This is a genomic window from Erythrobacter sp. S249 (assembly GCF_057364975.1).
Genome location: NZ_CP200287.1, coordinates 1,265,042 through 1,278,432, shown reverse-complemented (window position 1 = coordinate 1,278,432; position 13,391 = coordinate 1,265,042). Strand labels below are relative to the sequence as shown.

Sequence of the window (13,391 nt, the reverse complement as noted above, 5' to 3'; positions counted from 1 at the left end):
TGCCGGTCCGCGCTTCAAGTGGCTTAGGGCCGGAAATCCTTGATGCCCCAGGTGATCGGGCCGTCGGGATGCTTCTCCCGGTTGATCACGGCGGAGAGGAATGCGCGTGCGCCATACAGCGCCTTTTCAGAGCGCGGGACATAGGTGCGGCTGTTCCATGCCTCGGTCCCGCGTGCGCGGACCTTGCGTCCGATTGCGCCGTAAATTCGCGCGGCGGACAGTACTGCCCAGCGGCTGCGGAAGGGCAGGCGGGCGGCGCCGACACGGGCGGCGGCCTCGTGCTTCTCAACCAAAGCGACCAGCCGCGCGGCCATATCGGCGAGTTCCTCGCGGTGGTGCGGCTTGGTATGCTGGCCGGGCTCGATATCTTCTTCGACCAGCCATTCCGCTGGCAAATAGCACCGGCCCGCCGCGTCATCTTCGACGATGTCGCGGGCGATGTTGGAGAGTTGAAAGGCGAGGCCAAGGTCGCAGGCCCGATCGAGTGTGTCTTCATCATCCGGGGCGACGCCCATGACCACCGCCATCATGACGCCAACCGCGCCCGCCACGTGATAGCAATAGCGCAGCATATCGGCCTCGCTGCGCGGGCGCCAATCGTCTGCATCAAGCGCAAAGCCCTCGATCACGTCCTCGGCCATTTGCGCGGTCAGCCCGCATTCCTCCGCGACCACGCCTAGCGCATCGAATGCCGGGTCGCCGGTCGGCTCGCCGCTCAGCGCTTTGCCTGTGAGCTTGCGGATCAGGGCCAGACGTTCCTCGGCGCTGGATTGATCGCCCAGCGGTCCGCCCATGTCCTGATTGTCGGCAATGTCATCGGCGCGGCGGCACCATGCGTATAGCAGCCAGGCGCGCTCGCGCGTTTCTTCGTCGAAGAGCTTGGATGCGGCGGAGAAGCTTTGCGAGCCGTGCTTGATGGCTTGGCGTGCGTGCTCGACCAGAACCGCGCGTTTGAGCGGAGGCATCATTTTATCAAGCGTGAATCCCCGCGAAGGCGGGGATCTCAAACTGGACCGCAAGAGGTCCCCGCCTGCGCGGGGACTCACCAAGGTATACCATCACAAATCCTCAGCCTTCATCCGAAAGATCGGCGTATGCGGCTGGTATGCGGCCATTTTGTCCAGCAGATCGGGCATTGTGTCGGCGTGGATCAGGATGTTCTGATGCGCCGGGCGGACAAAGCCGACATCCGCCATTTTGGCGTTGAACGCGATCAGATCATCGTAAAAGCCAAAGGCATTGAGCAGACCCACCGGGTCGGAGTGATAGCCAAGCTGAGCCCAGCTCATCGCCTCCCACAGCTCGTCCATTGTGCCGACCCCGCCGGGGATGGTGACAAAGCCATCGGAGAGGTCGGTGAACCGCTGTTTGCGCTCGTGCATGCCTTTGACGGTGATCAGCTCGTCGCAATTGTGATTGGCAACCTCGGAATTGACGAGCGCCTCCGGGATCACGCCGATGACTTCGCCGCCCGCGTCCTTCGCGCCGCCCGCAACCGCGCCCATCAGGCCCAGCCGCCCGCCGCCATAGACGACGCCAATGCCGCGCGTCGCAAGGCTTTGGCCGACTTCGCGAGCGAGTTCGATATAGCGCGGGTCTTCGGGCGTGGCCGATCCGCAATAGACTGCTAGGCGTTTCATTGGGGGAATTCGTAACTCCATTCTGGACCGCAAACATGGTTGAACATCGCGGTCAGCACTTTTTCATCGCCACTGTCATGATTCTCGTCAACTAACGGTCCAAACTCTCCAAGTCGGGCGTTCGGTTCCTTTGGCCAATTTTCGTCGATTTTAGGTTCGGCCAGAGCGACCATTGCCATTCGTGAAGCCTCACAATCAATCGCAACTCTGACGTCTACGTAGTAAAGAATCCCGCCATCCTTGATTTCAGCTCCGCGCAGGAGAGCCGTCTGAAACGTGGCGGTGTCATTTGTGTATTCGGCCTGCTCGGCAGTATCGAGCAGTACGACTTCTTCGTTGCGCTTGATCTCCCGATCAACCTCAGTCCATTCATGCACATGATCGTCGGCCACGAGCTCCGATTTAGGATGCTGGGCTGCAGCCAGGTCCAGCGCTATCGACGCGAGGAGAAGCTTGGCAATCATGCGGTCGCTTTGGCCGCCAAATCCTCCAGCATCAAGCCTGCGGTTGCTTTTGCGCTGCCGACCACGCCGGGGATGCCTGCGCCAGGATGGGTGCCGGCGCCGACGAGGTAGAAATTGTCGATCACATCGTCGCGGTTGTGTCCGCGCAAATAGGCGCTTTGCCACAGCACGGGCTCAAGGCTGAAGGCGCTGCCCAAATGCGCGTTGAGATCTTGCGAGAAGTCCTTTGGCGCATAGCTGAATTTGGTCACGATCCGGTCGTGAATGTCGGGGATCAGGCGGCGGCCAACTTCGTCCAGGATCGCCTTTTCCAGCTTCGGCCCTTCGACGTCCCAATCAATCGGCATCTTGCCCATGTGCGCGACGGGAACGAGCGCATAAAACGTACTCTTGCCCTTTGGCGCCATGCTGGGATCTGTGACGGTTGGGTGGTGGAGGTAGATCGAGAAATCCTGGGGCAGCACGCCGTTTTTATAAATGTCGTCGAGTAAGCCTTTATAGCGCGGGCCGAACAGGATCATGTGATGCGGGATGCCGGGCCATGCGCCCTCCAGCCCGAAATGCACCACGAACAAGGACGGGCTGAAGCTCTTGCGCGAGAGCGCTTTCGCCGCCTTGGGTCCGCGCGAAGAGCCGGACAGCAGATCGCGGTAGGAATGCATGATATCCGCGTTGGAGGCGACCGCGTCAAAGCGCTGTTTCCAGCCGCTTTCGGTCTCAACCTCGGTGGCGCGATTGCCGATAGTGTGAACCTGCTTCACCCCGTCGCCGACGCGCATGGTGCCGCCGAGGCGTTCAAAATGGCGGATCATACCCGCGATCAGGCGATTGGTGCCGCCGCGCGCCCACCAAACCCCGCCGTCTTTTTCCAACTTGTGAATAAGCGCGTAGATCGCGCTGGTGTTCATCGGATTGCCGCCAACCAGCAGCGAGTGGAATGAGAGAGCCTCACGCAGTTTTTCGTTCTTCACATAGCTGGAGACCATGGAATAGACGCTGCGCCAGGCCTGTTTCTTGACCAGCGCCGGGGCGGCTTTCAGCATGCTCTTGAAATCGAGGAACGGCTTATGGCCGAGCTTCAGATAGCCTTCTTCATGCACGCCTGCGGAATATTCCAGAAAGCGCGCATATCCGACCACATCATCGGGATCGAGCTTGGCGATTTCGGCGTTGAGTTCCGCTTCGTCGTTGGAATAATCAAAATTGGTGCCGTCGGGCCAATTCAGCCGGTAAAACGGCATGACTTTCATCAGCTCAACGTCTTCAGAGATATCGTGCCCGGTCAGCTGCCATAGCTCCTCAAGGCACGGCGGATCGGTAATGACGGTAGGGCCAGCATCAAAGGTGAAGCCGTCTTTTTCCCAGAAATAGGCCCGGCCGCCCGGCTTGTCGCGCGCTTCCACCACAGTGGTCGCAATACCCGCCGATTGCAGCCGCATAGCGAGCGCCATGCCGCCAAATCCTGCGCCAACGACGCAGGCGGTGCGGCCTTCATATTTCTCTGCCGAGGCCGGGTTGATCCCTTGGCCGGTGGCGGGCGGAGAGGCAAGGTCCAGTCTGTCAGTCTGCGACACGGGGGCATTCATACCGATTTCTCCGATTGCGATTTGGTTGTCAGCGGCTCGCCGCTTTTGATCATGGCGGCGAGCGCGCGCGGGATAGTTACGGGCGGCTTGCCCCAAAGGACGCGCAGTTTATCACGCCGGGTGGAACGCGCGGCATAGAACCGCTCGATCAGGCCTTCGCGAAGGGTGTAGAAGCGCTGGAATATGTCGACCCGGCGGTGCGGCTTTGGCGCGAAGAACAGCATGCGCGCCAGCATCCGGTAATATCCAGTCTTGCGCCAATGCCGCGCGGCCCGCGTCTCAAACAGGGCGGCCAGCTGAGCGCCGGCAAGGTCTGCCTCGGCCGCTATAGTGAGTGCGTTTTCGACCGCGATCACCATGGTGTAGCTGGTGAGCGGGTGGACAAAGCCGCCTCGCGCGCCAGCAATGGCGACGCCGGGAATGCGCACCTCGGCCTGGTAAGCGGCGAAATTGCCGCCGGTCAGCACAGGCAGCAGGCCCGCTTCGCTGCCGACAATTGCGCCATCGGCCCAGCCGTGTTCGCTCGCATAGGCATCGATGCGAGAGGACAAAGCGCCGCGGTCCATCTTGGGCTCGTCGGCGTAATAGGTATCCTCTACAAACACATCATGCGCGCCCAGCGGCAGGGTGTAGACGAAGCGGTAGGCCCCGCCATTGCCGTGCGGGGCGTGCTGATCAACGGCGGCGTCCATGATCACCGGTCGCTCCAGCCCGTGGGCCGTGTCGAGGCGCATTTGGCGGCCCATGAAAATCTGCCAGCCCCCGCGCAAATGCGGGCTGGGTGAGAAGCTACGGCAGTCAATCACGGCGCGGGCGTTGATCCGCTCTCCATCGGCGAGCGTGACCCCGCGCGCATCAATCGCCTCCGCCGCGCAGCCAAGCCGCATCGCGCCCTCTGGCAGCAGCCGAACGAGACCTTCGTGAAAGTCGGCGCTCGCCATAGAGCGATAGCCGGTTTTCAGCGTGCGGCGATATTTCGGAAAGGCGACGTCATAGCCGCTATCCCATTCGGTCTGGCGGAAGGCGGCGAGCAGCTCGCGGCCAGCCTCCGACAAGTCGCTGTCAAACCAGCTCCAGCGGTGGTTGCCGCCAAAGCTCTTGCCGTTTTCGATGATGGAAAGCCGCAATTCGGGCCGCTCGCGGAAAAGCGCCAGCGCGATCAATCCGCCAGCCAGTCCGCCGCCAACAATGGCCACATCGATTGTGTTTCCGCTCATGCTGGCCCCGCCCTAGGGAAAGCGCGAGGGATCGGCAATGGGGCGTTGTAATAGCAGGCATATTGCCATGCCGCTGCCTCAGGCTTTGCGCTGCAATTATGGCTGCTTGCGGCGATCTTTGCTTGCAAGTGGGCGCGTGCTGATTCACACCGACGGCAATGGCAAAACTCATCCCCAATCGAACCACAATCCTTGTCTCTATCGGGATTGCAATCGCGGCCGTCTTGATCTTGCTCCTCATGGGCCGCCCGCCGATTTGCGAATGCGGCGATATCAAGCTGTGGCATGGCGACATCAATTCTGCCGGCAACAGCCAGCATATCGCCGATTGGTACACGCCCAGTCACATCATTCATGGCCCGATCTTTTATGCGCTGGGGTGGCTGCTGTTTGTGAAATGGAAAATCGGCGGAGAGAGTGCGTTTCGTTGGGGATTGCCGCTCGCGGTGTTTCTTGAGGCGGCATGGGAAGTGCTCGAAAATACGCCCATGGTGATTGAGCGGTTCCGCTCGGTCACGGCCAATTGGGGCTATTCCGGCGACAGCGTCCTTAATTCCTTTGCCGATATCGGTTGGATGGCGTTTGGCTTTTGGCTCGCGATGAAGCTGCCGATCAAAGTGACAGTCGTTCTTGCCGTGTTTATGGAATTGCTCGCAGCATATGTGGTGCGCGATGGCTTGACGCTTACCGTCATCATGCTGCTGTTCCCGATTGATGCAATTGCCGAGTGGCAGGCGGCAGGTTCCGCTTAGGCCTTTGGGAACTGACCCAAGGGCGGTCGGTTGAATGGCTAAATGGAGCTAGGAATGTCACGAAAAACAATCGCTTTGGCGCTGGTCGCAGCCGCCGGTTTCGCCAGCACAACAGCCTATGCGAGCGGTGATGACGCAGAGGGCGCGTCCCAACCGGCTGAGCGCGATGCTGCTGCCGGCCAGGCTCAGCCATCTGAACGCCAAGGCCCGCCAAGCGGCGCAGGTGGTCCGCCGCCGGGTGTCTTGAACGGCGAGAACGTCTTTGATGAAACCTGGGTGACGATTGGCATCGGCGCAGGGCTAGTGCCGAGCTATTCCGGCTCGGATGACTACAATGTCTTTCCGCTGCCGCTGATCGTTGGCCGCGTGGGCGGCGTCGGGATCAGCCCTAATGGCCCCGGTTTTGCGCTCGATCTGCTGTCACAGCAGCCGAGTGCTGGGCCATCTGGGACCAGCGTCTCCTTTGGGCCAGCCTTTCGCCTGCGCAATGACCGCGATGGCGACATCGAAGATCCTGTGGTCGCACTGATTGAGGATTTGGACACCGCCTTTGAGCTTGGCGTGCAAGGCGGCGTGCGCATTCCCGGCGTGCTCAACCGCTTCGATGCGGTGACCTTCTCAACGCAAGTGCGCTGGGACATTTTGGGCGCGCATGACGGGATGCTGATCGAGCCGAGCGTCGGCTATTTCACCCCGGTCGGACGCGGCGCTGTGGTGCAGGTTAGCGCGAGCGCGAGCTTCGTCGATGATAGCTTTGCCGACTATTACTACACCGTCACGCCCCAGCAGAGCGCGGATAGCGGCCTTGCCGAATTCACCGCCGATGGCGGACTAAATAGCCTAGGCCTGACCGCGATTGTCACTTTTGATTTAGACGGCAATGCGCTCAATGGCGGGCTCAATATCTACGGTATCGGCGGGTACAGCCGCCTGGTCGGCGATGCCGCTGACACGCCATTTACCTCGGTCCGAGGCAGCGCGGATCAATTCCTGGTCGGCGCGGGTGTAGGTTATACTTTTTGATCAATCTCGATCTTCATTCGGTCTACCCTCATGATCACCGATCATGTTCTCTAGTCTTCGATTTGAGCGGCACTTGCGTCGACTATCAGGCCTTCGTCATCGAGTGTAGCGATTGAAGCGCGCGCGATTGCCTGTCGAATGGCACCATGGGCAAAGTTCTGGCGCTTGTAAGAATAGATTTCAGATAGGACCGCTCGGTCTAACCGAGACATTTCAGGCGGCGCGTCGGAGTTGATGCCTGACTTATTGAACAACCTTAAAATGGAGTCTGCAGGCACGGTGTCTCGAAGGTCAGGTTCGAACTCGACAACCATCCGCATAGTCAGATAGTCACCTAACTGTGCGATCGTGAGTCCATAGATAGCATCCAAATCGACCACGCTGAAACTAAGCATGCTAAGAGCAGGCGGCGTGGGTTCGCTTCGGAGTCCCCTTTTGCCTTCTATGGCGGAATCCACAGTGCTCTCTAGCACTGGTAGCCCACCGATCCCCTCAAATCTCGAAGCCCTAGATGCGATTAAGTGCCAACTGTATGCTGGGCGTTCGCGTTGAATCAGGCTTTGTTTTTCAGGCAATTGAAGCGCAGCAAACGCACGATAGTGATTGTCACTTAGCCAGTTAACAAAAAGGTGCGCGTCTTGATGAAAGGCTACGACCGCGTTCGTTTTACAGTCTGGTTCGCTTACAGGGATATTGAATTCTCTAAGGTTTGCGAGAATGCGCTCCCGCAAGGGCTGCTCAATGCCTTCAGGCGCGTTATCAATACCGAGGCAGATCGGTGATCCGCGCATGGTTATTGCGTTATTTGATTTCACCATAGATCGCCACAAAAATTGGCGGATCTGTTTCGTAGTGTATCCCTTGACGATGATTGAAGGAACTTCTTCTGTCACCTCATTTTGAGATGTTTGTATTTGGTCTGTGGCTTCAGGTTGCGACTCGAGGGCGTTTTGTGCGGATACAGGCGCAACGTTCGTTCCTAAGATCACGATCGCAACCAGTGCTGGTTTCCAGTCAAAAATTTGCATCAAGTGATCAACTCCTCTGAATGAAGCCAAACATAAGTAATGTTCATGTTAGCACATAATCAAGGAATGGCCAGAATTGGTGAAGTATAGCGAAAGAGGCTTTGAGCCCGCTGCAAGGTGATCGAAAATACTGAAGTAGGCCGAACGAAAAAGGGCCGCCTATCACAGGCAGCCCTTTTTTGTTTCAGTGAAGCGCGAGATCAATCCTCGTTGTCGTCATCGTCCTTGGTTGATGGTTTTGCGCCTTTGGCGCCTTCGGCCAATTGCGGGCGCGGGGCGGGCAGGGCTGCCTTACGGTCGCCGGTCATCAGATAGGTGTCGAACCATTCGAGCATCCGCAGGCTGTAATCATAGCGGCTGCCGGCGCGGCGGTTGCCGTGTGGCTCACCCGGATACAGCACAAAGCGCACGGGCGTCTCTGGCTTGCGGATCTTCAGCGAGCGATAAAGCTCAAACGATTGGCCCGGATCAACGCGGGTGTCGCTGTCGCCGTGCATGATCAGGATCGGTGTCTCGGCCTTGTCAACGTGGAAGATCGGAGAGACCTCCAGCATCGCCTGCCAATCATCCCATGGCCATTTGCGGCTGTGCACATTGTACATCTCATATGGGATGTCGCCGGTGCCAAACTTGCTGATCTGGTTGGAAATACCGACGAACATCACGCTGGCGGCGTATTCTGCTGAGTGCGCGGTTGCGCCCCAGGCGCTGGCATAGCCGCCGTATGATCCGCCGGTGATCCCGGTGCGGTCCGCATCGGTGATGCCTTCCGCGACCAGCGCGCGTTTCGCATCGACAATATCGGTAAACTCAGGATCGGTATAATTGCCCTGATGCTGTTTAGCGAAGGCAACGCCATATCCGGTGGAGCCGCGATAATTCGGCAGGAACACCGCATAGCCCTTACCAGCGGCCATTTGGCCCGGTTTCGAATAGGCCGTTTGCCAGCCATTGCTTTCATGCGCTTCCGGCCCGCCATGAACGTTCATGATGGTCGGCGCGCCGCCTTCTGGAACGCCGCCAACCGGTTCGATCAGAACGCCTTCGATCTCTTGGCCATCGCGCGCGGTGTAGGTGTAGGCGCGCTGATTGCCGAAGGAGATATCGGCCAGCCACGGGTTGTGCGTGGTCCAACGGGTGAAGGTGCTGCCGCTTACGGAGAACACTTCGTTCGGATGCTTGGGGCTGTTCGCGGCGACAACGATCTGTCCGCCGGCGGCCTCAACCCGGGTCAGGATCAAATCGCCCGGATCGGTTTCTTGGCGCACGGTGCCGTTCGAATTGTAGACCCGCAGCACGCTTTGCGCGCCAGTGTGAATGATGGTGGCGAGGCGGCCATTGGCTAGCCATTCCGCATCAACGGCAGCTTCCTCAGCACCCGCATTGAGCGCGCGGTAAGCGCCCGTTGCAGTGTCGACGAGGTGCAAAGTGGTCGCCGCCGGGTCGTTCATATCGACGCCCGCGATCAGCGAGAGCTGCGAGCCATCGGGTGAGATTTCGACATCGTCGATCTTGCCCGGCGTTTCTACAACTGCGCGAACATTGCCCGTGCTGAGGTCAATGATGTTGACCCGTTTGCTGGTGTAGCTGTCATCGACCAGCGGGGTCGGCGCGGTTTCAACGATGCCGAACGCACTGCCCGGCGCAATGTCGAATGCGCTGACGAAACCGGGCAGAGCAATCTCGCGCGGGTTCTCGTCCACTTCCTCGCCGACTTTCGCCGCGAACATGCGGGCGGGCTTGAACTCTTCTTCGTAAACGCGAGCGTTAAATCCGGCCTTGCGCTGTGTCTCGCGCTGTTTGTCTTCTTCAGCATTGGCGAGCAGGAACAAGGTGCTGCCATCATCGCTCCAGCGGTAGCTGCGGACATTGGCATCTTCGACTTCGGCGAGTTTCTTATACGTACCGCCGTCCACTGGAACGCCCCAAACGGCGCGTTTCTCGTCGTCCTTCGTCCATAGGAAGCTGACCATCTGGCCGTCGGGCGAAAACGCCACGCCGCCCGGTGACACATCATCGGGCAAGTAAGCGCGGGCATCACCCGGCGCGCTTGCCACTTTCAATTCCTGAGTGAACGATCCGTCCTTCTCGCCCTCGGTCACATCTGGCAGGCTGGAGGTCGTGAAGGCAATGCGCTGCCCATCAGGCGAGACGGCCATCGCGCCAACGCTTTCCAGCTTGGCGACGTCTTCCGGTGTCATCGGGCGGGCATGTGCCGCCGCGGTTAATGAGACCGATGCGAACAATGTGGCGGAAATTAAGGAAAGCCGGTTCATAAGAAAATTGTCCCCTGTGGGTGGATAATTACATGTCTTTCATAACGTTCAGCGCGCCTTTGGCAAATTTCAGCGCATTCGTTTCTTGCCTGATGGGCTTGCGGCTCAGCTTAGAGCGAGCCTATCAAGTGCAAAACGTAAGAGAGGTGTAATGATGAAATTGCTATCCAAGCTCGCGGTTCCCGCGATCGCTGCTGTGACACTGCTGAGCGCGCCTGTTGCTGCCGAAACGATTGCGATCCGTGCAGGATCCGTGATTGCTGATGCGGAGAGCGATCCGACCGGACCAGCGGTCATCTACATTGAAGATGGGCGTCTGGTTGCCGTTGATACGACCCCCGCGCCCCCAGGACCAATCAATGCTGACCGGGTAATTGACCTCTCTGACAAAACCGTGCTGCCCGGCATGATCGATCTGCACACGCATCTGTCCGGTGACCCCAGCGGCGAGTTCTGGCGCGCGGCCACCACGCCGCCGGAATATTACACGCTGATTGCGGCGAAGAACGCCCGCATCACCGCTCTGGCTGGGTTCACCACCGTGCGCGACCTCGGCTCGCGGACCGATCAGGTCACGCAAATGCTGCGCCGCGCCACGGCAGAGGGCATTGTGCCCGGCCCGCGTGTTGTAACATCCGCCCGCACGATCAGCATTGTTGGCGGACACGGCGACACCAATGGTTTTCACAAGCATGTAAACGACGTGCTGGAGTCCGGGTTTGCCTGCACTGGGCCGGTCGAGTGTTCTGAGAAGGTGCGCGAGGCATCCAAATATGGCGCAGACCTGATCAAGATCACGGCCACAGGCGGCGTGCTCAGCCAGCAGGGCCGGGGGCTTGAGGCGCATTTCACCGATGCTGAAATGAAGTCGATCGTCGACACGGCAGAAACGCTCGGTCTGAAGGTCGCTGCCCACGCGCATGGTGCGCGCGGGATCGAAGCCGCAGCACGCGCCGGCGTGCACACGATTGAGCACGGCACCTATATCGACAAGGCCGCAGCTGACGCGATGAAAGCAAATGGCACGACTTTGGTCCCCACACTGATGGCGTTTGAAGGGATTAAAACCAATCTCGGAACCGGTTTCTACACCCCAGTGGTGGAGGACAAGATCCGCACAGTCGGCCAGTTTGCTGGCACGATTGTGGAACGCGCGAACGAATATGGCGTGAAGATCGCGTTCGGCACCGATGCGGGCGTTTTCCCGCATGGTCAAAACGCGGGCGAGCTGGCTTTGATGCGCAAAGGCGGCATGTCAGACCGCGCGGTGCTGGCCTCGGCCACCACAGTCGCAGCAGAAGTGCTGGGCCTGGAAAACGAGATCGGCCGGATCGCGCCGGGCTTCTCAGCCGATATCATTGCCGTCGATGGCAATCCGCTGGCTGATGTCAGCGTGCTAGAGGATGTCGATTTCGTAATGGTCCGCGGCCGGGTGATCGAGTAATCACGGTTAATTGATCGAACAGGATCGAACGTTGGTCGGGCATGCGCTTGCCCTTGCATTGGGGCAGGCGTAGCTGCCGACCAGCAATCAAATTTGGTTAAGGGGACTCCCGCATCATGTATATTCGTGCCGCACTTCTCGCCGCGACAGCCTTCGCTCTACCAGCTGCGCCAGCTCTGGCTGACAATCACAGCGCCGCATCAGAGGCCGCCGCTGCGCAGCCGCAGACGGAAGGCGAGAAGCTGTTTGCGTTGTTCGCCGATTCTGACCAGCGCCAGCTCGCGCTCAACCCGCTCTCGCGGCTGTTCCGCGGGGATGACAAGGACGCGGACAAGCTGGGCGATTTCCTCACCGATGCGCAGTTCCTTGCCGGACGCACCGACACCCAATTGAACATGGCGCTGCTCGCGCAGATCGACCGGTCAAAGCTCTCCGCCACTGATCAGCTCGCCTATGATGTGTTCAAATACAATCAGGAGCAATCGCTCAAAGCCAGCACGGACCGCATTCGTGCGCTTACCGAAGTGCGCCCGGTCAACCATTTCAGCGGCTTTCACACCTTCTACCCCAGCTTCGCCAGCGGTACCGGCGCGGCGCCATTCCGCACGATCGCCAATTACGAAGACAATCTGTCGCGCCATGATGATTACATCGCGATCAATGACCGCGCGGTTGAGAAATTCCGCGAAGGCATGAAAAGCGGCGTGGTGGAAACCAAGCTGACGATTGGCAATGTCATTTCCCAGCTCGACACCCAGATCGCCATTCCGATTGCGGAATCGCAGTTCATGGGTCCGGTGAAGAATTTCCCGGAGGATTTCTCTGAGGAGGACAAAGCGCGGCTGACCGCGGCCTACGAAGCGAAGACCAAGGAAATTTACGCCGCGCACACCTCGATGCGCGATTTCCTGCGCGATGAATATCTGGCCGTAGCCCGCAACAGCGTCGGGCTCAGCCAGATGAAAGGCGGCGAGGAGCTGTATGCTCAGCTGATCGAGAGCACGACGACGCTGCCACTCGATGCGAATACGATCCATGAGCTTGGACTGAAAGAAGTCGCGCGGGTCAAATCGGACCTTGAAAAGGTCCAGGCTGAGGTCGGGTTTGAAGGCACGCTCAACGAGTTTTTCGACTATGTCCGCACCGATGAGCAGTTCAAGCCGGAGAGCCGCGAGGCGCTGACCCAGAGCTATTACGATCTCGGCAAAGAGGTCGATAAGAAGATCGGCGAGTACTTCTCACTGCTCCCTAAGTCGGAGCTGGTGATTAAGCCTTACGATCCTTCGATTGAGCAGTTTAGCGCAGGTGGCTCGTACCAATCGGGAACGCCCGACGGTTCGCGCCCCGGCACATTCTATTTCAACGCTTATGACCTGCCGAGCCGTCTGACGACCGGCAATATGACGCTCTACCTGCACGAGGGTGCACCGGGCCATCACTTCCAGATCAGTCTGGCTCAGGAAAACGAAGCTCTGCCCGCCTTCATGCGCTTTGGCGGGACGACCGCCTTTGTTGAGGGCTGGGCGCTGTATGCTGAGACCTTGGGCTATGAAATGGGTTTCTTTGAAGACCCGTGGAACCGTTATGGCACGCTGCAGGATGAGCAGCTGCGCGCGATGCGTCTGGTGGTCGACACCGGCCTGCATGCGAAAGGTTGGAGCCGCGAGAAGGCGATCGACTTCATGCTGGAAAATTCCGGCATGACCCGGACCGAAGTGGTCTCTGAGGTTGAGCGTTATATCGCTATTCCTTCGCAGGCCCTGGCCTATAAGATCGGCGCGCTGAAAATTCAGGAACTGCGCGCGCGGGCTGAAGAGCAGCTTGCGGATGACTTCGATATCAAGGAATTCCACGCCCAAGTGCTGAACACCGGCGGCCTGCCGCTGGCAGTGCTCGAGGCCAAGATCGACCGCTGGATCGCGGCGCAAAAGGGCGGGTGATTGGCGCTGAGTGTTGGCTGG

The 13,391-nt window shown here is 59.3% G+C and carries 11 protein-coding genes; 4 read left to right on the top strand and 7 right to left on the bottom strand.

Annotated features, from left to right (window positions below; translation table 11 throughout):
• Positions 1 to 23: 23 nt before the first annotated feature.
• The 5 genes from AC0V6V_RS05930 to crtY all read right to left on the bottom strand — a co-directional run bounded on the left by AC0V6V_RS05930 (position 24) and on the right by crtY (position 4,907).
• Positions 24 to 965, bottom strand: coding sequence for a phytoene/squalene synthase family protein (locus AC0V6V_RS05930; RefSeq protein WP_486166054.1), 942 nt, complete (start codon positions 963 to 965; stop codon positions 24 to 26).
• A gap of 93 nt (positions 966 to 1,058) precedes the next feature.
• On the bottom strand, positions 1,059 to 1,640 hold the full coding sequence (locus tag AC0V6V_RS05925; RefSeq protein ID WP_486164522.1) for an LOG family protein: 582 nt from the start codon (positions 1,638 to 1,640) through the stop codon (positions 1,059 to 1,061).
• Positions 1,637 to 2,104, bottom strand: coding sequence for a hypothetical protein (locus AC0V6V_RS05920; RefSeq protein WP_486164521.1), 468 nt, complete (start codon positions 2,102 to 2,104; stop codon positions 1,637 to 1,639). Before AC0V6V_RS05920 ends, AC0V6V_RS05925 begins: the two co-directional genes overlap by 4 nt.
• Complete coding sequence (locus AC0V6V_RS05915) at positions 2,101 to 3,690, bottom strand: phytoene desaturase (protein ID WP_486164520.1); 1,590 nt, start codon at positions 3,688 to 3,690, stop codon at positions 2,101 to 2,103. The genes AC0V6V_RS05920 and AC0V6V_RS05915 overlap by 4 nt, the downstream gene beginning before the upstream one ends.
• Positions 3,687 to 4,907, bottom strand: a complete 1,221-nt coding sequence (gene crtY / locus AC0V6V_RS05910; RefSeq protein WP_486164519.1) for a lycopene beta-cyclase CrtY — start codon at positions 4,905 to 4,907, stop codon at positions 3,687 to 3,689. Before crtY ends, AC0V6V_RS05915 begins: the two co-directional genes overlap by 4 nt.
• Before the next feature lie 158 nt (positions 4,908 to 5,065).
• Here crtY and AC0V6V_RS05905 point away from each other — a divergent pair, with 158 nt between their 5' ends.
• Together AC0V6V_RS05905 and AC0V6V_RS05900 are read left to right on the top strand one after the other, a co-directional pair.
• Positions 5,066 to 5,659 carry a DUF2585 family protein gene (locus AC0V6V_RS05905; protein WP_486164518.1) on the top strand — a complete coding sequence of 198 codons (594 nt, stop codon included), beginning with the start codon at positions 5,066 to 5,068 and terminating at the stop codon, positions 5,657 to 5,659.
• A gap of 54 nt (positions 5,660 to 5,713) precedes the next feature.
• Positions 5,714 to 6,682, top strand: a complete 969-nt coding sequence (locus AC0V6V_RS05900; protein WP_486164517.1) for a MipA/OmpV family protein — start codon at positions 5,714 to 5,716, stop codon at positions 6,680 to 6,682.
• Between the two features lie 50 nt (positions 6,683 to 6,732).
• Here the strand turns inward: AC0V6V_RS05900 and AC0V6V_RS05895 are convergent, their stop codons facing one another.
• Positions 6,733 to 7,710, bottom strand: coding sequence for a hypothetical protein (locus tag AC0V6V_RS05895; RefSeq protein ID WP_486164516.1), 978 nt, complete (start codon positions 7,708 to 7,710; stop codon positions 6,733 to 6,735).
• A gap of 200 nt (positions 7,711 to 7,910) precedes the next feature.
• Positions 7,911 to 9,986, bottom strand: coding sequence for a S9 family peptidase (locus AC0V6V_RS05890; protein WP_486164515.1), 2,076 nt, complete (start codon positions 9,984 to 9,986; stop codon positions 7,911 to 7,913).
• A 151-nt stretch (positions 9,987 to 10,137) separates the two neighbouring features.
• Between AC0V6V_RS05890 and AC0V6V_RS05885 the strand changes: the two genes are divergently transcribed.
• Complete coding sequence (locus tag AC0V6V_RS05885; protein WP_486164514.1) at positions 10,138 to 11,430, top strand: metal-dependent hydrolase family protein; 1,293 nt, start codon at positions 10,138 to 10,140, stop codon at positions 11,428 to 11,430.
• A gap of 116 nt (positions 11,431 to 11,546) precedes the next feature.
• Positions 11,547 to 13,370 carry a DUF885 domain-containing protein gene (locus AC0V6V_RS05880; protein WP_486164512.1) on the top strand — a complete coding sequence of 608 codons (1,824 nt, stop codon included), beginning with the start codon at positions 11,547 to 11,549 and terminating at the stop codon, positions 13,368 to 13,370.
• Positions 13,371 to 13,391: the final 21 nt, after the last annotated feature.